The 20046-nt window shown below is 59.4% G+C and carries 21 protein-coding genes; 15 read left to right on the top strand and 6 right to left on the bottom strand.

The features are described 5' to 3' along the window. Genes KI610_RS16205 through KI610_RS16195 form a run of 3 tightly spaced genes read left to right on the top strand, consistent with a single transcriptional unit; the run spans position 1 to position 2287 of the window. On the top strand, positions 1–756 hold the full coding sequence (locus KI610_RS16205) for an ABC transporter ATP-binding protein (protein WP_226495985.1): 756 nt from the start codon (positions 1–3) through the stop codon (positions 754–756). Between the two features lie 9 nt (positions 757–765). Beyond that, a complete protein-coding gene (locus KI610_RS16200; protein ID WP_226495984.1) occupies positions 766–1692 on the top strand; it encodes an MlaD family protein in 927 nt (308 codons plus the stop codon). Between the two features lies 1 nt (position 1693). Next, on the top strand, positions 1694–2287 hold the full coding sequence (locus KI610_RS16195; RefSeq protein ID WP_226495983.1) for an ABC-type transport auxiliary lipoprotein family protein: 594 nt from the start codon (positions 1694–1696) through the stop codon (positions 2285–2287). On the opposite strand, the gene KI610_RS16190 is transcribed toward KI610_RS16195, so the two are convergent. After that, on the bottom strand, positions 2284–2907 hold the full coding sequence (locus KI610_RS16190; RefSeq protein ID WP_226495982.1) for a TetR/AcrR family transcriptional regulator: 624 nt from the start codon (positions 2905–2907) through the stop codon (positions 2284–2286). The genes KI610_RS16195 and KI610_RS16190 overlap by 4 nt on opposite strands. Before the next feature lie 113 nt (positions 2908–3020). Here KI610_RS16190 and KI610_RS16185 point away from each other — a divergent pair, with 113 nt between their 5' ends. From KI610_RS16185 to dnaB, 10 genes are all read left to right on the top strand, one after another. Beyond that, positions 3021–3773, top strand: coding sequence for an electron transfer flavoprotein subunit beta/FixA family protein (locus tag KI610_RS16185; RefSeq protein WP_226495981.1), 753 nt, complete (start codon positions 3021–3023; stop codon positions 3771–3773). Continuing rightward, a complete protein-coding gene (locus KI610_RS16180) occupies positions 3774–4706 on the top strand; it encodes an electron transfer flavoprotein subunit alpha/FixB family protein (RefSeq protein ID WP_226495980.1) in 933 nt (310 codons plus the stop codon). 9 nt (positions 4707–4715) lie between these two features. After that, a complete protein-coding gene (locus tag KI610_RS16175) occupies positions 4716–5381 on the top strand; it encodes an energy-coupling factor ABC transporter permease (protein WP_226495979.1) in 666 nt (221 codons plus the stop codon). Next, complete coding sequence (locus KI610_RS16170) at positions 5353–7203, top strand: type IV pilus assembly protein FimV (RefSeq protein ID WP_226495978.1); 1851 nt, start codon at positions 5353–5355, stop codon at positions 7201–7203. Before KI610_RS16175 ends, KI610_RS16170 begins: the two co-directional genes overlap by 29 nt. Next, positions 7203–8984, top strand: coding sequence for an acyl-CoA dehydrogenase (locus KI610_RS16165; protein ID WP_226495977.1), 1782 nt, complete (start codon positions 7203–7205; stop codon positions 8982–8984). The genes KI610_RS16170 and KI610_RS16165 overlap by 1 nt, the downstream gene beginning before the upstream one ends. A 113-nt stretch (positions 8985–9097) precedes the next feature. Beyond that, positions 9098–9481: a 30S ribosomal protein S6 gene (gene rpsF, locus KI610_RS16160; RefSeq protein ID WP_226404443.1), complete on the top strand. Its 384-nt coding sequence runs from the start codon at positions 9098–9100 to the stop codon at positions 9479–9481. 66 nt (positions 9482–9547) lie between these two features. Then, complete coding sequence (gene priB / locus KI610_RS16155) at positions 9548–9832, top strand: primosomal replication protein N (protein WP_404827417.1); 285 nt, start codon at positions 9548–9550, stop codon at positions 9830–9832. Further along, a complete protein-coding gene (rpsR, locus tag KI610_RS16150; protein WP_011286983.1) occupies positions 9804–10079 on the top strand; it encodes a 30S ribosomal protein S18 in 276 nt (91 codons plus the stop codon). Before priB ends, rpsR begins: the two co-directional genes overlap by 29 nt. 18 nt (positions 10080–10097) lie before the next feature. After that, entirely contained in the window at positions 10098–10544 is a 447-nt protein-coding gene (gene rplI, locus KI610_RS16145) for a 50S ribosomal protein L9 (protein WP_226495976.1), read from the top strand. Positions 10545–10609: 65 nt separating this feature from the next. Continuing rightward, positions 10610–12019 (top strand): replicative DNA helicase, encoded by a 1410-nt coding sequence (dnaB, locus tag KI610_RS16140; RefSeq protein WP_226495975.1) that lies wholly within the window; start codon positions 10610–10612, stop codon positions 12017–12019. A gap of 7 nt (positions 12020–12026) precedes the next feature. Here dnaB and KI610_RS16135 read toward each other — a convergent pair whose 3' ends face one another. From KI610_RS16135 to KI610_RS16125, 3 genes are all read right to left on the bottom strand, one after another. Beyond that, positions 12027–13268, bottom strand: a complete 1242-nt coding sequence (locus tag KI610_RS16135; RefSeq protein WP_226495974.1) for a transglutaminase-like domain-containing protein — start codon at positions 13266–13268, stop codon at positions 12027–12029. 80 nt (positions 13269–13348) lie between these two features. After that, positions 13349–14776 (bottom strand): PhoH family protein, encoded by a 1428-nt coding sequence (locus tag KI610_RS16130; protein WP_226495973.1) that lies wholly within the window; start codon positions 14774–14776, stop codon positions 13349–13351. A gap of 34 nt (positions 14777–14810) precedes the next feature. Next, entirely contained in the window at positions 14811–15266 is a 456-nt protein-coding gene (locus tag KI610_RS16125) for a peroxiredoxin (protein WP_226495972.1), read from the bottom strand. 94 nt (positions 15267–15360) lie between these two features. Between KI610_RS16125 and KI610_RS16120 the strand changes: the two genes are divergently transcribed. After that, on the top strand, positions 15361–17505 hold the full coding sequence (locus KI610_RS16120; protein ID WP_226495971.1) for an ABC transporter substrate-binding protein: 2145 nt from the start codon (positions 15361–15363) through the stop codon (positions 17503–17505). After that, complete coding sequence (locus tag KI610_RS16115) at positions 17502–18674, top strand: methyltransferase (protein WP_226495970.1); 1173 nt, start codon at positions 17502–17504, stop codon at positions 18672–18674. Before KI610_RS16120 ends, KI610_RS16115 begins: the two co-directional genes overlap by 4 nt. Here the strand turns inward: KI610_RS16115 and KI610_RS16110 are convergent. Then, positions 18652–19320, bottom strand: a complete 669-nt coding sequence (locus KI610_RS16110) for an HAD family hydrolase (RefSeq protein WP_226495969.1) — start codon at positions 19318–19320, stop codon at positions 18652–18654. The two genes, KI610_RS16115 and KI610_RS16110, sit on opposite strands and share 23 nt — an antisense overlap. Then, entirely contained in the window at positions 19313–20017 is a 705-nt protein-coding gene (gene ubiG, locus KI610_RS16105) for a bifunctional 2-polyprenyl-6-hydroxyphenol methylase/3-demethylubiquinol 3-O-methyltransferase UbiG (RefSeq protein ID WP_226495968.1), read from the bottom strand. The genes KI610_RS16110 and ubiG overlap by 8 nt, the downstream gene beginning before the upstream one ends. Between the last annotated feature and the right edge of the window lie 29 nt (positions 20018–20046).

The raw sequence follows: 20046 nt of genomic DNA, 5'->3' as shown, positions 1-20046 counted from the left end.
ATGAGCCAGTCACCCGTCATTGAGCTGAATGGCGTCTGTGCCAGTTTTCGTGGCCGGGCGGTTCATCGCGATCTTTCGTTGCGTGTCGAGGAGGGCCAGATCGTCGGTTTGCTCGGCGGATCGGGTAGCGGCAAGACAACCTTGTTGCGCGAAATTCTCGGCCTGTTGCGGCCGGATTCCGGCAGCGTCCGCCTGTTTGGCGTTGATCTCAACGACCCGGATGTCGAAATGCAGCGCAATCTGCGTCGCCGTCTCGGCATGTTGTTCCAGCACGGCGCCTTGTTTTCAGCCCTGTCGGTTTTCGACAACATCGCCTTTCCGCTCCGTGAGCTGCGTTGTCTTGACGCCGACTGGATTCGCCGCCTGGTTCATCTCAAGCTGGCGATGGTCGGGCTGGAACCGGATCACGGCAAACTGATGCCGGCCGAACTCTCCGGCGGCATGGTCAAGCGCGTTGCCCTGGCTCGCGCCCTGGCGCTGGAGCCCGAACTGTTGCTTCTCGACGAGCCGACGGCCGGCCTTGATCCCGATCGCAGCCAGAACTTCGTCGAGCTGGTCGGCGACCTGCAGCGCGAACTCGGCTTGACCGTCGTCATGGTCACCCACGACCTCAATACCCTGGCCGGGCTGGCTACCCATGTCGCTGTGCTGGCCGATCAGCACATCATCGCCTTCGGCCCGAAAGCCGAGGTCATGACGGTCGATCATCCTTTTGTTACCGGCTTTTTTGGCGCAGACCGCCGGAAGCTGCTTTAATTGGCATCCATGGAAAACAAGTCCTACGCCTTCGCTGCCGGTCTCTTTGCCCTACTGCTCGGAGCGGCTGCTCTGCTGGCCGTGTATTGGCTGAGTGACAGCAAGGACTCGGAGCATGAATACATCGTCGTCACCAAGCAGAATATCGGTGGCCTGAACCCGCAGGCGCAGGTGCGTTACCGTGGCATTCGGGTCGGCAAGGTCAGCGACATCCGCCTTGATCCCGAGGATTACAGCAATATTCTGGTGAGCATCTCGGTCAATGACGATGTGCCGCTGACCAAAGGGACCGTGGCCAAACTGAACTATCAGGGGGTGACCGGTCTGGCCCATATCCTCCTGCTGGAAACCGGCAAGGATAATGAGCCGCTGGTGCCTGATGACGAACACCCGCCGCGCATCACGATGATTCCGTCCTTGCTCGAAGAGTTGGGCGAAACCGGTATGGCTACGCTCAAGCAGGCACGCCAACTGATGGCGAGCGCCAACGCCACGCTGGACGAGGAAAATCGCGCTCTCCTGAAGGCTACGCTGGTCAATCTCGAAGCGGCCTCGGGCAACATGAAACCGGTGCTGGAAAACCTCAATACGACGCTGCTGCAGGTTAAAAAACTACTCGACGATCGCAATATCAGGAATCTGTCGCAAGCCGCCGGTGAAGTTCAACCCCTGCTGGCCGATACCCGCGTCCTGATCGGCAAGATGCAGGTGGCGACCGACAAGCTTGATGTGGCCATCGGCGACGCTTCGGCTGGCGGAACCTCGGCGCTGATGCCGCGCCTCAACGAGCTGGCGACCGATTTTTCGCTGACTTCGCGCCAGTTGAGCCGCGTCCTACGCGTTCTCGAAGATACGCCACAGGGCCTGGTCTTCGGTGCGCCGGCCCAGGTGCCCGGTCCGGGCGAGACCGGTTTCAATCCGGCCGGGGAGAAATAAGATGCGCTGGATGCTGACCCTGTTGTTTTGCTGCCTGCTTTCAGCCTGTTTTACGGCTGGCAAGCGCGGCGGCGATAGCGCGCTGGCCGTCTATGATTTTGGTCCGGCGCCAACGAGCCTGTTGGCCACGCCGCGCAAACAGCCTCTGGCGCTCGAGGTTCGGGCGCCGCTGTGGTTCGACTCGCAGGGTATCGATTATCGGCTGGCCTATGTCGACGCCGCCCGCTTGCGCGAGTATGCCCGGGCACGCTGGGCCGGGCCGCCGGCGCAAATGATCCAGCAGCGACTGATGCAGCAACTTGATTATTCAATTTCCGGGCAAGGGCAGGCGCGTTGTGTTGTGCGGGTCGAAATTACCGAGTTCAGCCAGGTATTCATCACCCCGGAAAGCAGCAAGGGCGTCTTGCAAGGCCGCGCCACTCTGCTTGATCGCTCGCGCCGTCAGGTGGCCGAGCTTGATCTTAAAATCGAGAAGTCGGCAGTCAGCCAGGATGCGCGGGGAGGGGTTGGTGCTTTGTCCGGTGCCGTTGAACAATTGGCAGCCGATCTGCTCGCCTGGGAAAAAGGGCTGGGCGCGAGCGCCTGTTCAGGCTAGCTGGAAATGATGCGTTCGGCGATGCGTTGCTTGAGATCGGCCAGATTGTCGTCGAAGTGGGTGTAATGCATCAGCGACAAGCCGAAGACACAGGCGTAGAGCAACAGGCTGCGGCTCTTGGCCTCGGCATCCGACATGCCGGAGGCAACGAAAAGTTTGCGTGTGCATTCGAGTCGATAAAGGTCGACTGACTCGACGACCGCAGCTGCCCGTGGGTCATGCCGTGCCCAGTCGCGAACGGCCAGTTCGATCGACATGCCCTTGCGGTTCCGGCTGGCGCCGTACACCTCGATGGCATAGTGGAGTTGCTGGCTTTCCTGCCCAACAGCTACGGACGTGGTTTTCTCGATATCGCGGATCCGCCCGATTTTCCATTGCTCGAGCACCGCATCGAGTAGTGCCTGCCGGTCCTTGAAGTGCCAGTAGAAACTGCCTTTGGTAACGCCGCAGCGCTTGGCCAGCACTTCGACCCGCAAACCGGTGACGCCTTCTTTTGCCAGCACGTCGATAGCCTCATCCACCCAGCGTTCCGGGTCGAGTTGAGTGCGTGCTTCGGCAGCCCGCTTGCGAGGTTTCACGGATGAGGATTTAATCAAGGGCTTGACAGGTTTGTTTTCCATACGCTACCGTATGCTTTTCCATACGACACAGTATGGTCATTGTGCTGATTGAGTGATCGTCTGTCAAACAGGCGGCAGTAATTCAAAAAAGTTGAACCGAAAAGGAGATGCTGGTGAAGATTCTCGTACCCGTAAAACGAGTCGTTGATTACAACGTCAAAGTCCGCGTCAAGGCAGACGGCACTGGTGTTGATCTGGCCAACGTCAAGATGAGCATGAACCCCTTCGACGAAATCGCCATCGAAGAAGCCGTGCGCCTCAAGGAAGCCGGTATCGCCACCGAAGTCATCGCCGTCTCCTGTGGCGTTGCCGCCTGTCAGGAAACCCTGCGCACCGCCATGGCCATCGGTGCCGACCGCGGCATCCTCGTCGATTGTGGCGACATCGAAATCCAGCCGCTGGCCGTCGCCAAGCTCCTCAAGGCCCTCTGCGACAAAGAACAACCGCAACTCGTCATCTGCGGCAAACAAGCCATCGACGACGACGCCAACCAGACCGGGCAAATGCTCGCCGCCCTGCAAAACTGGCCGCAAGCCACCTTCGCCTCCAAAGTCGTCATCGCTGACGGCAAAGCCACCGTCACCCGCGAAATCGACGGCGGCCTCGAAACCCTGGAGATTTCCCTGCCAGCAGTCGTGTCGACCGACCTGCGCCTCAACGAGCCGCGCTACGCCACCCTGCCCAACATCATGAAAGCCAAGAAAAAGCCGCTCGACACCGTCAAGCCGGCCGACCTTGGCGTCGACGTCACCCCGCGCCTGACCACCCTCAAGGTCGCCGAACCCGCCAAGCGCAGCGCCGGCATCCGCGTCGCCGACGTCGCCGAACTCGTCAACAAACTCAAGAACGAAGCGAAGGTGATCTAAATGGCTATCCTCGTCATCGCCGAACACGACAACACCGCCCTCAAGGCCGCCACCCTCAACACCGTCGCTGCTGCCGCCAAGATTGGCGGCGACATCCACCTCCTCGTTGCTGGATCAGGCTGCAGTGCCGCCGCCCAGGAAGCCGCCACCCTCAACGGTGTCAGCCTGGTAAAAGTCGCCGACGCCGCACACTACCAAAGCCAGACCGCCGAGAACCTCACCGCGCTGGTCATCGCCAACGCTGCGGGCTACAGCCACATCCTTGCCCCCGCCACCACCTTCGGCAAGAACCTCGCTCCGCGCATCGCCGCGCTCCTCGACGTCGCCCAGATCTCCGAAATCACCGGCGTTGAAAGCCCGGACACCTTCGTGCGTCCGATCTACGCCGGCAATGCCCTGGCCACCGTCAAGAGCGCTGACGCCGTCAAAGTCATCACCGTCCGGACCACCGCCTTTGACACGGTCAACCGGGAAAATGCCGCGAAAATCGAAAACATCGCCGCTGCAGCCGACACCGCCCAAAGCACCCTCACGAACCGCGAACTGACCAAGTCCGAGCGTCCCGAACTCGGTGCGGCCAAGATCATCGTCTCCGGTGGTCGTGGCCTGGGCAGTGGCGAGAACTACCACAAGCTCCTCGAGCCGTTGGCCGACAAGCTCGGTGCGGCACTCGGTGCCTCCCGCGCCGCCGTCGATGCCGGCTTCGTGCCGAACGACTACCAGGTTGGCCAGACCGGCAAGATCGTCGCCCCGCAGCTCTACATCGCGGTCGGCATCTCGGGTGCCATCCAGCATCTGGCCGGCATGAAGGAGTCGAAAGTCATCGTCGCCATCAACAAGGATCCCGATGCACCGATCTTTCAGGTGGCGGATTACGGTTTGGTTGGTGATTTGTTCGAAGTGGTGCCGCAACTGGTCGGAGCAGTCGGCTAAAATAGCCATGTGAATCTGACAGATACCTTGATGGGCGAAGGATGGTACTGGGCGGCATGGATCGCCTGGTTACTGTTTTTCGCCCATAGTCTTTGGCGGGCCCCCTGGGCGCGGCTCAAGGACTCCGAGTTGTTCAATGTGTGGCTCGGGATGATTGTTTTGCTAACCCTCGTCTGGAGTCTCAAGGCTGGCGTCAAGCCTGGCCTGACTTACCACTTGCTGGGGGCGACGGTCTTTACGCTGAGTTTCGGTCCGCATCTGGCCTTTGTCGGGCTTTCCCTGGTGACGCTTGGCATAACCCTGAATAGTGCCGCCGGGCCATTTGCCTATGCCGCAAATGCCCTGCTGCTGGCCGGCCTCAGTGTCGTGCTGAGCCAGTTTTTCTTCCGCATATTTCGCCGTGTGCTGCCGAGACATTTCTTTGTCTATATCTTCGTAAATGGCTTTCTCGGTGCTGCGCTGACGATTATTGGTGTTGGCTTCGGTGCAACCGCCCTGTTGGCAATGGCCGGGACCTATGAATGGGACTATCTGATCAGCGAATATTTCCCCTATTTTGTCCTGCTTGCTTTCTCTGAAGCGTGGTTGTCCGGGATGTTGATGACTTTGTTCGTGGTTTACCGCCCTGAATGGGTAGTCAGCTTCGATGATTCAAGTTATCTGGCCGGTAAATAACGGCTACAATTCCAATAATTTAATGTCATTTGGAGCTGTGTCTTTGAATCGCTTTGCTCGTCGCTATTCTTTGCCGGTCTTGATGCTTGCCTTGTCAGGGGGGGTGTCGGCGGTAGGCTTGGGCGATTTGCGCGGTCAGCCAGTTCTGGGTGAGCGGATGCAGTTGGAAATCGATCTTCTGGGAGCAGAAAAACAGAAGCTTGATGCGAGTTGTTTCCGCCTTGTGCAGCCATCCGGGGCCGGTGATCTGCCGTGGCTCAAAAAGGCCGGTTTGAGTGTACGCAAAGGCGCTCAGCCTGTTCTCGAAATTCGCTCAGATGTGCAGTTGCGTGAACCGATCATGCAATTGGCAGTACAACTCGGTTGCGGGCATGAAGTATCCCGCGAATATATCCTTATGGCATCGCCGCAGAGAGCTGACCCGCCCGTGGCGAAGGAGCGCCGCCAGCCCGAAGTGGCATTGCCTGCCGATAGGCCGCAAGTTCGGCCGCCCGCAAAGGTTCGTTCCGTAGCGTCTGCGGTAGTCGATGCGCCGCCCAGATTGCCGACCCGGCGAGCTGAGAAGCGGCCGGTTACCAGCGGAATGCCTGATCGCCTGATGTTGTCGGATGGTGACTTCGCCGCTGAACCGTCATTGCGTTTGGCCACTGGACTATTCCGCGGGGCCACCGAGGTGAAGGAGACGCAGCGCGAGATCTTGCGTCTTGAGTATCGGATGCTGATGGCCATGCATGAGCAGGCCACCTCTCAATTGGCCACAGCCGAGAAGTTGCGCAACATGGAAGCTACGTTGGGCGAGCTTCAGCAGCGTGCCGCCGAATTTGCCAAGCGCGTAGAGACGAACGATGCTGCGCCGGTTGCCGGATCTTCTGAGCAAACAGCCTCGAGTGCTCAGCAGCCAACTTCCACCGAACCATTGTCTTCCGGCAGTGATGTTGCCAAGCGGCAGCCAGCACCGCAGCCTCCTGTGGCCGAAGAGACCTCTGGCTTGTCTGAGTGGACGTTGTACGGGATATTGCTTGGGTCGGTGCTCGGGCTGGCTGGTTGGCTGGGCTGGAGAAATTATCGTCCGAAGAGTCCGGGGAGTACGGACAGCGAGCCTTCGATCGATATCCCAGAGTTGACGGTTGACCCGAAGCGTGCCGATGAGCGGGAGGAGCTTGGTGGTGTCGACCTCCACTTCGAGCCGGTAGCCATGGGTATGCCGATGCAAGTGGATGTCGAGCTTGATGCCGGAAGCGAAAGCCTCGCCAGGCGCTCGGAAATCCCGGCAAAGGTGCCAGAGCGCGGCCACGACTCCCTGATGTCGATCAATGCTACGACGCTGGATGAACATTTCGAAGCCAATCCCGTCATGGAACTGGCCGAGATCATGCTCTCCTTTGGTCGCGTCAAGGGCGCTGCTCAGGCTTTGCAGGAATACATCGATCACAATCCACAGGAAGCACTGCAGCCGTGGATCCGCTTGATGGATGTGTACCGGATGGCTGGTATGCGTACCGAGTTTGAGAACGTCGCCCGCAATCTGAATCTGCATTTCAATGTCGAGGTTCAGAGTTGGGATGGGGCTCAAGCAGGGGAGGGCGCGTCTGCGGAAAACGAGCGCCCGCTTGCGCCTCGACCGCAGACTCTGGAAGACCTGCCGCGTCTGGCCAACACGATTGTCGATCTTTGGACATCCGGGGATGTCGTGGGCTACATGTACCAATTGTTGCGTGACAACCGCGGGGGGCAACGCACGGGGTTTACATTGCCGGTCGTCGAGGATGTGCTGTTCCTGATAGAACTTAAAGAAACCGCTAACCGTATGGATACCGTCTGATGAGTGAATATCTCGCCCCGCTGAAAGAAATGCGTTTTGTCATGCAGGAACTGGCAGGCCTTGATCAGGTGGTTGCTCTGCCAGGTTGTGAAGAGGCTTCGCCAGATGTCGTCGATGCCATTTTGGAAGAGGCTGCCCGCTTTGCCGGTGAGGTTTTGTCACCCCTTAACCGGGTTGGCGACAGGGATGGCGCCAAGTGGAAAGATACCGTCGTAACGACTTCCCCCGGCTTCAAGGAAGCCTATCGCCAGTTTGTTGATAATGGCTGGAACGGTCTGGGTTGCGATCCCGAGTTCGGCGGGCAGGGCCTGCCCAAACTTCTGTCGACGGCCGTCAGTGAAATGTGGAAGGCCGCCAATCATGCCTTCTCGCTTTGTCCGATGTTGACGCAAGGCGCCATCGAGGCCTTGATGATTGCCGGGACCGACAAGCAGAAGGCAGCTTATCTGCCAAACCTGGTTTCAGGAGACTGGACCGGCACGATGAACCTGACCGAGCCCTCGGCGGGTTCTGATCTGGCAGCAGTGCGTTCGCGCGCTGAGCCGGTCGGTGACGGAACGTACAGGATTTTTGGTCAGAAAATTTTCATCACCTACGGCGAGCACGACATGACGGATAACATCGTCCATCTCGTGCTGGCGCGGACGCCCAATGCGCCCGAAGGCGTCAAGGGCATTTCGCTGTTCGTCGTACCCAAGTTCCTCCTCAATGCCGACGGTACGCCGGGCGAGCGCAATGACGTTTATTGCGTGTCCATCGAACACAAGCTGGGCATTCACGGGAGCCCCACGGCTGTGCTGGCCTTCGGCGACAATGGTGGGGCCATCGGCACGCTGGTTGGCGAGGAAAATCGTGGTCTCGAGTACATGTTCATCATGATGAACGCAGCCCGCTTCAATGTCGGCCTCGAAGGGCTGGGTGATGCCGAGCGCGCCTATCAGCGTGCAGTGGCATATGCCAGGGATCGCGTTCAGGGGACGGAAGTCGGTGTTCGTGGTGGGCCGAAGGTGCCGATCATCAAGCACCCGGATGTACGCCGCATGCTCCTCTCCATGCGCGCCCGTATTGAAGCCATGCGGGCGCTGGCCTATGTCACCGCCTCCGCTCAGGACAATGCACACGCCAATCAGGATGGCGCTGTTCGTGAAAAAGCGCGGGCTTTTGCCGATCTGTTGATTCCGGTCGTCAAGGGCTGGAGTACCGAGAGTGCTATCGATATTGCCTCGCTGGGCGTGCAAGTCCATGGCGGCATGGGCTACATCGAGGAAACCGGTGCCGCCCAGCATCTGCGCGATGCACGGATTACCGCCATCTACGAGGGCACGACTGCGATCCAGGCGAATGATCTGATTGGTCGCAAGATCGCCCGCGAAAAAGGGGCGACGATCATGGCAGTCATCGCCGACATGCGGGCCGTAGCAACGCAGCTCGATGGCGATCTGGCGGTCATCGGCGCTCGGCAGAGTGCTGCGGTCGATGCGCTGGAAAGGGCTGTTTCCTGGCTTGTGGCCAATTTCTCCACCGATCCGAAGGCTGCTCATGCCGGGGCCGTGCCTTTTCTCCATCTCTTTGGCATCGTGGCCGGCGGCTGGCAGATGGGGCGCGCCGCAGTCATTGCCCGTAGCAAGATTGCGGCTGGAGAAACCGATCCTTTCTGGGCAGCAAAACTGGCGACAACCCGGTTTTATGCCGATCATTTCCTGACCCAGGCATCGGGCCTGGCTGAGTCCGTAGTGGCCGGCGCAACTGGTTCGCTGGAACTCGCCGAAGACAGTTTCTGACAATCAGTCTCCTGATTCCCCCAAAAGCCCGCGATTTCTGATATAGTCGCGGGCTTTTCAACCTTGCCCTACCGCACTCGCATGGCGGAGGGTTTATCCCAAAAGGAGATTGCATGCGCCATTACGAAATCTGCTTTATCGTCCATCCGGACCAAAGCGAACAGGTGCCCGGCATGGTCGAGCGCTATCGCGCCATTGTTGCCGCCAAGAACGGCACCATTCATCGTCTGGAAGACTGGGGCCGCCGTCAACTGGCTTACCCGATCCAGAAAATCCACAAGGCTCACTACGTTCTGATGAACATCGAGTGCGACGGCGAAACGCTGAACGAACTCGAACATTCGTTCAAGTTCAACGACGCCGTGCTGCGCCACCTGACCGTCAAGATGAAAGCGGCTGTGACGACTCCTTCCCCGATGATGAAGGAAGAGAAGTCCAAGTCGATGATGCCTGGCGACGCAGCTCCGGCTGCTCCGGTTGAAGCGGCTGCTGCCTAAGACTCTGTACGGGAATTACGGCTGAACTGCATCACACTCTCGGGAAAACTGGTCGAGCGCAAAGCATTGCGCTATACACCGGCCGGTGTCCCGGTTAGCGAAGGATGGCTGCAACACAGCTCCTCGCAAACTGAAAGTGGTGCAGTGCGCTTGGTGGAAGTGGAAATTGCTGTCGTGGCCCTGGGCGAAACTGCCCGCTGGCTGGAGGCAGCGCCCCTTGGAGGGGTGGTCAAACTGACCGGATTTCTGGCTGCCAAGAGCCGCAACAGCAAAGCTCCCGTGCTGCATGTGAATACACTCGAATTTTTGGAAGGAAATGAAAATGGCTCGGTTCTTCAAGAAGAAGGATGACGACAAGAAAAAGAAGCGCGGTGGCGGCCTGTTCAAGCGTCGCAAGTTCTGCCGCTTCACGGCTGAAAAGGTCGAACAGATCGACTACAAGGATGTGGATGTCCTCAAGGAATTCATCCAGGAAAACGCCAAGATCATGCCGGCTCGTCTGACCGGCACCAAGGCCGGCTATCAGCGCCAGCTGGGCACCGCGATCAAGCGCGCCCGCTTCATGGCCCTGCTGCCTTACACCGACAACCATCAATAATTTTCGAGGAGACGAAACATGCAAATCATTCTGCTCGAAAAGGTTGTCAACCTCGGTAATCTTGGTGACGTCGTCAAGGTCAAGGACGGCTACGCCCGTAATTTCCTGATTCCGCAACGTATGGCCAAGCGTGCTACGCCGGCTGCCATGGCTGAATTTGAAGTTCGCCGTGCCGAACTGGAAAAGCTGGCTGCTGAAAAGCTCGCCGCCGCCCAAGCTGTTGCCGACAAGATGAACGGTACTGCTGTCTCCGTCGCCCGCAAGGCCGGCATGGACGGTCGCCTGTTCGGTTCCGTTGGTAACGTTGATATCGCCGAAGCTCTCAAGGCAGCCGGTTTCGATGTCGACAAGGCCTCCATCCGCATGCCGGACGGTCCGCTCAAGGCAATCGGCGAGTTTCCGCTCGACGTGGCTCTGCACACCGATGTGCTGGCCAACATTACCGTGGCTGTGGTCGCCGAGTAATTCCGGACATCACCCACCAAAAAGGCCTCGCGATTGCGAGGCCTTTTTAATTTAAACTTGCCGCCATGAATCAACGTCCGCCAAAGCCAAGAATCTCCGATTCCACCCTCGATCATCTGCGTGTTCCCCCTCACTCCATTGAGGCCGAGCAGTCGGTTCTTGGCGGCTTGCTGCTGGATAACCAGGCTTGGGATCGAATCGGCGATCAGGTAGCAGAAACCGACTTTTATCGGGATGAACACCGGCGGATTTTCCGGCAGATTCGCAAGTTGCTGGATAATGCCAAACCGGCCGATGTGGTTACGGTTGCCGAGGCGCTTGATGCAGCCGGGGAGGGTGATCAGACCGGTGGGCTGGCCTACCTTGGCGAGTTGGCCGCCAATACGCCATCTGCGGCCAACATCAAACGCTACGCCGAAATCGTTCGCGAGCGTTCGGTATTGCGCAAGCTGGTCGCCACTGCCGACGAAATTGCTGCCGATGCGCTGAATCCGCTGGGGCGGGATGCCGAGACACTGCTTGATGAAGCGGAGTCAAAAATCTTCAGGATTGCCGAAGCGGGTGCCGGGCACAGCGAAGGTTTCGTCCACATCAATCCCTTGCTGACTCAGGTGGTTGAGCGGATCCAGGAGTTGCATGACCGTGACAATCCTTCCGATATTACGGGCGTGCCGACCGGTTTCATCGATCTCGACCAGAAAACTTCGGGTTTCCAGCCGGGTGACCTGATTATTGTTGCGGGTCGTCCGTCGATGGGAAAGACGGCGTTTGCGCTGAATATTGCGGAGAATGTGGCGGTCGAAAGTGGTTTGCCGGTTGGCGTCTTTTCGATGGAAATGGGTGGAGCCCAGTTGGCCATGCGGATGCTGGCTTCGATTGGACGCCTCAATTCGCAAAGCCTGCGTACAGGCAGGATGAACGACGAGGAATGGTCCAAGCTGTCCTTCGCGCTCGGCAAATTGCACGAAGCGCCGATTTATATCGACGAAACGGGGGGGCTGAGCCCGGCCAATCTGCGTGCCCGCGCCCGCCGTCTGGCGCGTCAATATGGCGGGAAGTTGGGGCTGATTGTCATCGACTACATCCAGCTCATGAGCGGCAACCGGCAAGGGGAGAATCGGGCGACCGAGGTTTCGGAAATCTCCCGCTCGATCAAATCCCTAGCCAAAGAGCTTCAGGTGCCCATCGTTGCCCTATCGCAGTTGTCGCGGAAGGTTGAGGAGCGCACCGACAAGCGACCGATGATGTCCGACTTGCGTGAATCAGGCGCTATCGAACAGGATGCCGACGTGATCCTGATGATGTACCGCGACGAGTATTACAACAAGGAAAGCCAGGATAACAAGGGCTTGGCTGAAGTCATCATCGGCAAGCAGCGTAACGGCCCGACCGGTACAGTGCGCCTGAACTTCGTTGGCGAATTCACCCGCTTCCAGAATCTGGCTAGCGGCGGTTTCATCGATTCGCAGAACTGAGGTTCGTTTACAGAACGACCTGCCGGGTGCGGATGGTGTACTGGAGGGCTGCGTCGGAGCGGCTACCCGATGACTCCAGTTGCGGCATGAGGAGAAATGGAACGGCAGAACTCTTTCCTGGCAAGACGACATCAGTCCCCAGGTTGAAGGCAATCCAGTTCATTTCCCACACGCCGAACAGGATTTTTTTCAGCGAGATCAGCTTGCTGTCGCGATCGGAAAGTACTTCCATGGATATCGCACGGCGCACATCGCTGGGATCAACGGGGATCCATCCGTAGCCCGGCACGTAGAATTCGGCACGAACATGATGGCCACGGGTTGCGTCGTCGCTGCTCAGTCCAAGGCTTCTGAAAAGTCGTGACGATCCGGTTCGCATACCATAAACGCAGCGCGCCGGGATGCCGATGGCCCGGCAGATCGAGACAAAGAGACCGTTGATGTCAGCCGAGCGCCCACCATACTGTCCCTGAATCAGCTGTCGGCGTACGTCGCCAGTGCCACAGCCGGGCAGAGTCGGATCGTAGATCGTGTTATCGACAACCCATTCGTAAACGGCCTTGGCTTGGGCAACCGGGTCCTTGATGCGTCCGAGGATGCGTTCACCAAGCTGGAAGGCCAGGCCGTCGTTGGGAATCAATTGCGAGGCCTGCAGGTTGCGCCGCAGAATGTCTTCGCGCTCCGGGGCGACCGTCCGTTTGGTGACGTCGAAATGGCGGTCGGCCGTGGTGACGTGCGTGGTTAGCTGGAGGCGGGCATCGCTGCTGTCGGGCCATTCGCAATGGAAAACCTCAAGGTCGCCGTCGGGCAGGCGGCGCATACTGGCGTTGGCCTGGTTGCCAGCCCATGTGTGTCCGAGGGTACGCTGGAAAAGGGTGTCCTGGTTGAGCGGCAGGGGCAGCCAGAGCTTGGCCGGGCCGCTCCTGTTCTTGAGGTTGACCGTCGTCGTGATTTCAAAGGTGCGCCATTCAGTTGGCGGTTCCGGGGCCTTGACCGGCGGCAGGCGGGATGCGGAGGTGCCTAGCGGTGGGCGCTCGATGACCGAATCTTCGGCGGTATGGACCACCGGCTGCTGAGGCCTGTAGCTGACTTTGCCTTTTCGCTGGCCAGGTTTGACGGCTGGTTTTTTTGCCGGCTTGCCCGTGCGTGCCTTGGTTGAACCGGCTTTGGCCTGCTTCTTTGCTGCCCAGGCGTCGGTGACGAATAGCGAGAGTGCTGCGGCTGATGCCAGAAAATCGCGACGTTTCAAGAAACTCCTCCGGCGGAAATAATCCGTGGTTGAAACGAAAAGGCCGTGTCACTGACACGGCCCCTTTATTGGAGAAACGATTATAGCACTTCGGCCGCGTGGTCAGCCAAGCGGGAACGTTCGCCGCGTTGTAACGTTATGTGACCGGAGTGTGGCCAGCCCTTGAAGCGGTCGACGACGTAGGTCAGGCCGGAGCTGCCTTCGGTCAGGTAAGGCGTGTCGATCTGGGCGATGTTGCCCAGGCAGACGACCTTGGTGCCGGGGCCGGCGCGGGTGACCAGCGTTTTCATCTGCTTCGGCGTCAGATTCTGCGCTTCGTCGATGATCAGGAACTTCTTGAGGAAAGTCCGGCCGCGCATGAAGTTCATCGATTTGATCTTGATCCGCGAGCGGACGATGTCGTTGGTCGCTGCCTTGCCCCAGTCGCCGCCATAGGGGCTGTTGCTGTCGTCGGTATGAGTCAGGACATCGAGGTTGTCTTCAAGGGCGCCCATCCACGGCGCCATTTTTTCTTCTTCGGTGCCGGGCAGGAAGCCAATATCTTCACCAACCGGAACGGTGGCCCGTGTCATGATAATTTCGGCGAACAGCTTGGTTTCGAGCACCTGAGTCAGGCCGGCGGCCAGGGTCAGCAGGGTCTTGCCGGTACCGGCCTGGCCGAGCAGGGTGACGAAATCGATGTCCGGATTCATGAGCAGGTTCATCGCGAAGTTTTGTTCGCGATTGCGCGCCATGATGCCCCATACGGCATTTTTCGGATGGCTGTAGTCGATCAGCGTTTCAAGGACGGCAGTCTTGCCCGCGGTTTCCTTGACGATGGCCGTGAAGCCGTCCTTCTCGAGCCAGATACACTCATTGATCAACATCTGCGGGCAGAGGGGGCCGGTGACCTTGTAGTAGGTGCGGCTGTCCTTCTTCCACGATTCCATGCCTTTGCCGTGCTTGTCCCAGAAGTTGTCGGGCAGGGCGCGGGTGCCGGAGTAGAGGATGTCGGTATCCTCGAGCACCTTGTCGTTGAAGTAGTCCTCGGCGAGCAGGTTGAGGGCGCGCGACTTGATGCGCATGTTGATGTCTTTCGACACCAGGATGACCGGGCGCTTGGGGAATTTCTTCTGGAGGTGGATGACCACCGAGAGGATCTGGTTGTCGACCTTGGAGGTCGGCAGGCCTTGCGGCAGATCGGCGCTGATCGCTTCGGTCTGCAGGAAGAGGCGACCGCTGGCCAGCTTTTTCGACGGGCCGTAGAGATCGATGCCTTCGTCGATGTCGTCCTCGCCATTGGCGGCCAGCAATTCGTCCAGCATGCGTGATGTCTGGCGGGCATTGCGGGCTATTTCGGACATGCCCTTCTTGTGGTTGTCGAGTTCTTCCAGCGTCATGATGGGCAGGAAGACATCGTGTTCTTCGAATCTGAAAAGACTGCTGGGATCGTGCATGAGCACGTTGGTATCGAGGACGAAAATCTTGGTAACGGCGGGCTTTTTTGTGGCTGCGGGCTTGCGCGGCATGGATTGGGCCTTGGGTTAGGTTGATTGAGGGTGGTTAAAGGGTTTTGACAAAATCGAGCACTTCCTGAACGTGGCCGGGGACTTTGACGCCACGCCATTCCCGGCGCAGAACGCCGTTGCGGTCGATGACGAAGGTGCTGCGTTCGATGCCCCGCACCTGTTTCCCATACATGTTTTTCATTTTCATGACAGCGAACAAGGTGCAGATGGCTTCATCGGCATCGGAACCCAGTTCGAAGGGGAAACTTTGTTTGGCCTTGAAGTTCTCATGCGACTTCAGGCTGTCGCGTGAAATGCCGAGAACGACGGCGTTGGCGGCGACGAACTGATCGTGCAGGTCGCGGAAGTTCTGGCCCTGCGTGGTGCAGCCCGGGGTGCTGTCCTTCGGGTAGAAATAGATCACCACCACCTTGCCGGCCTGGGCGGCCAGGTTGAAAGTGGCGCCGCTGGTCGCTGGCAGTGAGAAGTCGGGGATTGGGGTATCGAGCATGGCAATGCCTCTGTGTTGTGGTGTTTGAGGCATTGTGGGCAATTCACTGCAGGCAGGTCAAGCGGCGCGGCGGGCATTTGTTAAACTTCTGCCCATGCGAAAAATCTGTGCGAGCCTCGTTGTCGTCATTGCCCTGTCCGGTTGTGGGCAGGCCTGGAACGATCCATACCCAGTCGCCGATGCCGGTCGCAACATTCTCTACACGGCCTTTACCGACCGCCCCAAGCATCTCGACCCGGCGCAGTCCTATGCCGAAGACGAGATTACCTTCACCGGGCAAATCTACGAACCGCCGCTGCAATACCACTACCTGAAGCGGCCGTACGAGTTGATTCCGGCTACCGTCGAGCAGGTGCCGGTGCCGCGCTTCTACGACGTCGCCGGGCGCGAGTTGCCCCACGATGCACCGGTCGAACGCATCGCCGAGAGTGTTTACGAGCTGAAACTCAAGCCGGGCATCCGTTTTCAGCCGCATCCGGCCTTCGCACTCGATTCCCACGGTCAACCGGAAATTTTGGCCAAAAATGAAATCGCCAAACGGCAGACCATGGCCGATTTCACCAAGGTCGGCACGCGCGAACTAACGGCCGACGACTACATCTACCAGATCAAGCGCCTGGCCCACCCACGCCTGCACTCGCCGATTTTCGGCATGATGGCCGACAAGATCGTCGGCCTCAAGACGCTCGGTGACAGCCTGCAGAAAGTAGCCAAAGACAAGCCGGCGAACGAATGGCTCGATCTCGATGCCTACCCGCTGAGCGGCGTCGAGAAGGTTGATGCGCTGACCTGGCGCATCCGCATCAAGGGCAAGTACCCGCAGTTTCTCTACTGGCTGGCCATGCCCTTCTTTGCGCCGGTGCCGCGCGAGGTCGACCGCTTCTTCAGCCAGCCGGGCATGGCGGAAAAGAACTTGACGCTGGACTGGTGGCCGGTCGGTACCGGCCCGTTCATGCTCAGCGAAAACGATCCGAACCGCCGCATGGTTCTCTCGCGCAACCCAAATTTTCACGGCCAGACCTACCCCTGCGAAGGCGAGCCGGGCGACCGTGCCGCCGGCTTGCTCGACGATTGCGGCAAGCCGCTACCCTTCCTCGATCAGGCCATCTTCACGCGCGAGAAGGAAGCGATCCCGTACTGGAACAAGTTTCTGCAGGGCTACTACGATGCGTCCGGGATTTCCTCGGACAGCTTCGATCAAGCCGTGCGCGTCAATGTTGGCGGTGATGTGGCGCTCAGTGACGAAATGCGCGACAAGGGCATCCGCCTGCTCACCTCGGTCAAATCGTCGACCTTCTACATGGGCTTCAACATGCTCGACCCGGTCATCGGCGGCCTTTCGCCACGGGCGACCAAGTTGCGCCAGGCCATTTCGATAGCCATCGACCAGGAAGAGTACATCTCCATCTTCCAGAACGGCCGTGGCATCGCCGCGCAAAGTCCGCTGCCGCCGGGGATCTTCGGTTTCGAAGCGGGCGAGCAGGGGATCGACAGCACGGTTTACGACTGGGTCGATGGCAAGCCGAAACGCAAGCCGGTCGAGGTCGCCAAAAAACTGGTCGCCGAAGCCGGTTACCCGAATGGCCGCGATGAAAAAACTGGCGAACCGCTGGTTGTCAATCTCGATACCACGGGCGGTGGCATGGGCGAGAAATCCCGCCTCGATTGGCTGACCCGGCAATTCGCTAAGATCGACGTGCAGCTGGTCGTCCGCTCGACTGACTTCAACCGCTTCCAGGACAAGATCCGCAAAGGCAACGTCCAGCTTTATTACTTTGGCTGGAACGCCGATTATCCGGACCCGGAAAACTTTTTCTTCCTGCTCGACGGCAACGAAAGCAAGGTCGCCAAGGGAGGCGAGAACGCCTCGAACTACGCCAACCCGGAATTCGACCGCCTGTTCCTGCGCATGAAGAACATGGACAACACGCCCGAGCGCTTGGGCATCGTCCGCCAGATGAACCGCATCCTGCACCACGACGCGCCCTGGGTTTTCGGCCTGCACCCGAAAAGCTACACCCTGAGCCATCGCTGGCTCAAAAACCGCAAACCGAGCGACGTTGGCAACAACACGCTGAAATACCAGCGCATCGACAGCGCTGATCGCGCTGCGGCTCGGCGCGAATGGAATAGCCCCGTGCTCTGGCCGCTCGGACTCGGCCTGCTGGTGCTGGTGCTGGCCATCATCCCGGCCGTTGTCGGCTATCGTCGCCGCGAGCGTCGGGCTGCGCTCAAGTGAAGCTGGTCGAGCGCCAGCAAGGGCTGGATGCCGAGCTGCTCAATTTTCACGACCTGTGGCATCCGCAGCCGTTTCGTGAGCCTCGCCCGCAGTGGTGCGAGCGCTGGCCGTCGTTGTTCGATGAACTCATGGGGTTGCCCGAAGCCGACATTGCGTACTTGAACGACAATGTATCGGTGGCGCAGGCGTTGCTTGCTCGCCACATTCCGGCCATCTCCTCGTTTGCCCGATTGGCCGATTTGCCGGTGCTGCAAGGAACATCGTTGCCCGCCCGCAGTGCCCACTGGGCTTGGGAAATTCCCGGGCGCAAGCGCGAGCAGATCGAAGCCTTCGCCGCCGCGGCCGGTCAGGGCCGGCAACCGGTACTCGACTGGTGCGGCGGCAAAGGCCACCTTGGCCGCCTGCTGGCACTGACCTGGCAGACGCCAGTACATACCCTCGAAATCGATGCCGGTTTGTGTGAGGCGGGGGAGGGTCTGGCCCAACGCGCCGGGGTACGGCAGCAATTTGTCGTTTCTGATGCGTTGACCGCAACAGACTGGCCGCAGGCCGGCCAGCATGCCGTCGCCCTGCACGCCTGCGGCGAACTGCATCGTCGCTTGATCCGCGATGGGGTCGATAAAGGCGTCGGCAGTTTCGATGTCGCGCCATGCTGTTACTACCGTGGCGTGGCCGAAAACTATCAGGCGCTGTCGGCCAATCTGCAATTGCAATTGTCGCGCGACGATACCCGTCTGGCCGTGACCGAAACCGTCACCTCGTCGCCCAGGGAAACGCGGCAACGGGATCGGGCCATCGCCTGGAAACTCGGGTTCGACGCCTATCGCCGGACGGCGACGGGCGATGCTTACCGCAGTTTCAAGCCGGTGCCCGAAGCCTGGATACGCGCCGAATTTGCCGATTTTCTGGCCAGGATGGCGGAACGGGAGCGCTTGCCACTGCCATCGACTTCAGTTGCCGCAGAATTCGAAGTCCACGGCTGGCTGCGGCGTAACGAAGTCATGCGGCTATCCATCGTCCGCCATGCCTTTCGGCGGGCCATCGAAGTCTGGCTTGCCCTCGATCTGGCCTGTTTTCTCAACGAACGCGGCTATGAGGTCGGCCTGGGCAGCTTCTGCGACCGGCGCCTGACGCCGCGCAACCTGCTTATTTCGGCCCGACTAGCCTAGCCAGATACTCGGCCAGTTCGAGCGGATGGTCGATGATCAGGTCGGCGCCCCAGGCATGCAGCGGCCCGCTGTCGCCAAGATAACCGTAGGAGACGGCCACCGTTTTACAGCCTGCGGTATTGCCAGCGACGATATCGCGCCGGTCGTCACCGACGTAAAGCGTCCGTTCCGGTCGGCAGCGGAGCAGTTGGCAGGCGTGCAGGATAGGCAAGGGCGAAGGCTTCGCCTCGGCCGTGGTGTCGCCACTGACGACGCAGTTGGTGCGTGGTGTCAGTTGCAGTAGCCCGACGAGCGGATCGGTGAAGCGCATCCGCTTGTTGGTGACGATGCCCCAGCCCAGATTCAGGGCTTCCAACGCATCGAGCAACTCCGGAATGCCGTCGAACAGACGGGTCGCGTCACAGAGACGCCCGGCGTAAATCTCAAGAAAGCGCTGTGACAGAGGCTCGTAGCTCGGATGCGAGTTATCGATACCAAAGCCCGCTTTGAGCAGCCCCCGAACGCCCTGCGAGGTATATGGCCTGAGCATCGTCAGCGATTGCTGCTGTCGACCTTCCTCCAGAAGCAAAATATTGACCGTTTCTCCCAGGTCGGGCGCTGTATCGGCCAGTGTCCCGTCCAGGTCGAAAAGAACGGCATCAAACATGCCGCGTCGCGCGCATCAGGTAATTGACGCTGGTGTCTGATCCCAGCGAATAGATTTTGCTTAGCGGGTTGTAGCTCATGCCGACGACTTCGTCCGGTTCAAGTCCGGACAGCTTGGCCCAGCGCGCCAGTTCGGACGGTTTGACGAACTTGGCGTAGTCATGCGTGCCTCTCGGCAGCATGTTCATGATGTATTCAGCACCAATCACCGCGAAAAGGTAGGACTTCGGGTTGCGGTTCAGCGTGGACAGGAATACCTGGCCGCCCGGCTTGACCAAACGCGCACAAGCGGCGATGACGCTTGACGGGTTGGGCACGTGTTCGAGCATTTCGAGGCAGGTCACCGCGTCGAAAGCGCCAGGCATTTCATCCGCCAGATGTTCGACGGAAATCTTGCGGTAATCGACCTTCTGGCCGCTTTCCAGCAAATGCAGTTTGGCGACACCGAGCGGCTTTTCCGAGAGGTCAATACCGGTCACATTGGCGCCACGTACCGCCATGCCTTCCGAGAGTAAGCCGCCACCACAGCCGACATCGAGGATGCGCTTGCCGGCAAGGCCGATGGCCTGGTCAATCCAGTCCAGTCGAAGCGGATTGATATCGTGCAGCGGCTTGAATTCGCTGTTCGGATCCCACCAGTGGTGGGCGAGATCACCAAACTTTTCCAGTTCGGCGGGGTCGGCGTTGAGCATGGTCATGGGGGCGAGAAAATTTGATCGGAAAAGAA

Source organism: Ferribacterium limneticum (assembly GCF_020510565.1).
GTDB lineage: Bacteria > Pseudomonadota > Gammaproteobacteria > Burkholderiales > Rhodocyclaceae > Azonexus > Azonexus limneticus_B.
The sequence above is the reverse complement of the archived record's forward strand: the minus strand, read 5'-3'. Positions and strand labels throughout refer to the sequence as shown.

Coding starts and splice junctions, on each gene's coding strand:
- KI610_RS16195 (WP_226495983.1), top strand. CDS start 1,694: ATGCGCTGGATGCTGACCCTGTTGTTTTGCTGCCTGCTTTCAGCCTGT.
- KI610_RS16180 (WP_226495980.1), top strand. CDS start 3,774: ATGGCTATCCTCGTCATCGCCGAACACGACAACACCGCCCTCAAGGCC.
- KI610_RS16190 (WP_226495982.1), bottom strand. CDS start 2,907: ATGGAAAACAAACCTGTCAAGCCCTTGATTAAATCCTCATCCGTGAAA.
- rplI (WP_226495976.1), top strand. CDS start 10,098: ATGCAAATCATTCTGCTCGAAAAGGTTGTCAACCTCGGTAATCTTGGT.
- rpsR (WP_011286983.1), top strand. CDS start 9,804: ATGGCTCGGTTCTTCAAGAAGAAGGATGACGACAAGAAAAAGAAGCGC.
- KI610_RS16165 (WP_226495977.1), top strand. CDS start 7,203: ATGAGTGAATATCTCGCCCCGCTGAAAGAAATGCGTTTTGTCATGCAG.
- KI610_RS16120 (WP_226495971.1), top strand. CDS start 15,361: ATGCGAAAAATCTGTGCGAGCCTCGTTGTCGTCATTGCCCTGTCCGGT.
- KI610_RS16200 (WP_226495984.1), top strand. CDS start 766: ATGGAAAACAAGTCCTACGCCTTCGCTGCCGGTCTCTTTGCCCTACTG.
- KI610_RS16110 (WP_226495969.1), bottom strand. CDS start 19,320: ATGTTTGATGCCGTTCTTTTCGACCTGGACGGGACACTGGCCGATACA.
- ubiG (WP_226495968.1), bottom strand. CDS start 20,017: ATGACCATGCTCAACGCCGACCCCGCCGAACTGGAAAAGTTTGGTGAT.
- KI610_RS16170 (WP_226495978.1), top strand. CDS start 5,353: ATGATTCAAGTTATCTGGCCGGTAAATAACGGCTACAATTCCAATAAT.
- rpsF (WP_226404443.1), top strand. CDS start 9,098: ATGCGCCATTACGAAATCTGCTTTATCGTCCATCCGGACCAAAGCGAA.
- KI610_RS16205 (WP_226495985.1), top strand. CDS start 1: ATGAGCCAGTCACCCGTCATTGAGCTGAATGGCGTCTGTGCCAGTTTT.
- KI610_RS16125 (WP_226495972.1), bottom strand. CDS start 15,266: ATGCTCGATACCCCAATCCCCGACTTCTCACTGCCAGCGACCAGCGGC.
- KI610_RS16130 (WP_226495973.1), bottom strand. CDS start 14,776: ATGCCGCGCAAGCCCGCAGCCACAAAAAAGCCCGCCGTTACCAAGATT.
- dnaB (WP_226495975.1), top strand. CDS start 10,610: ATGAATCAACGTCCGCCAAAGCCAAGAATCTCCGATTCCACCCTCGAT.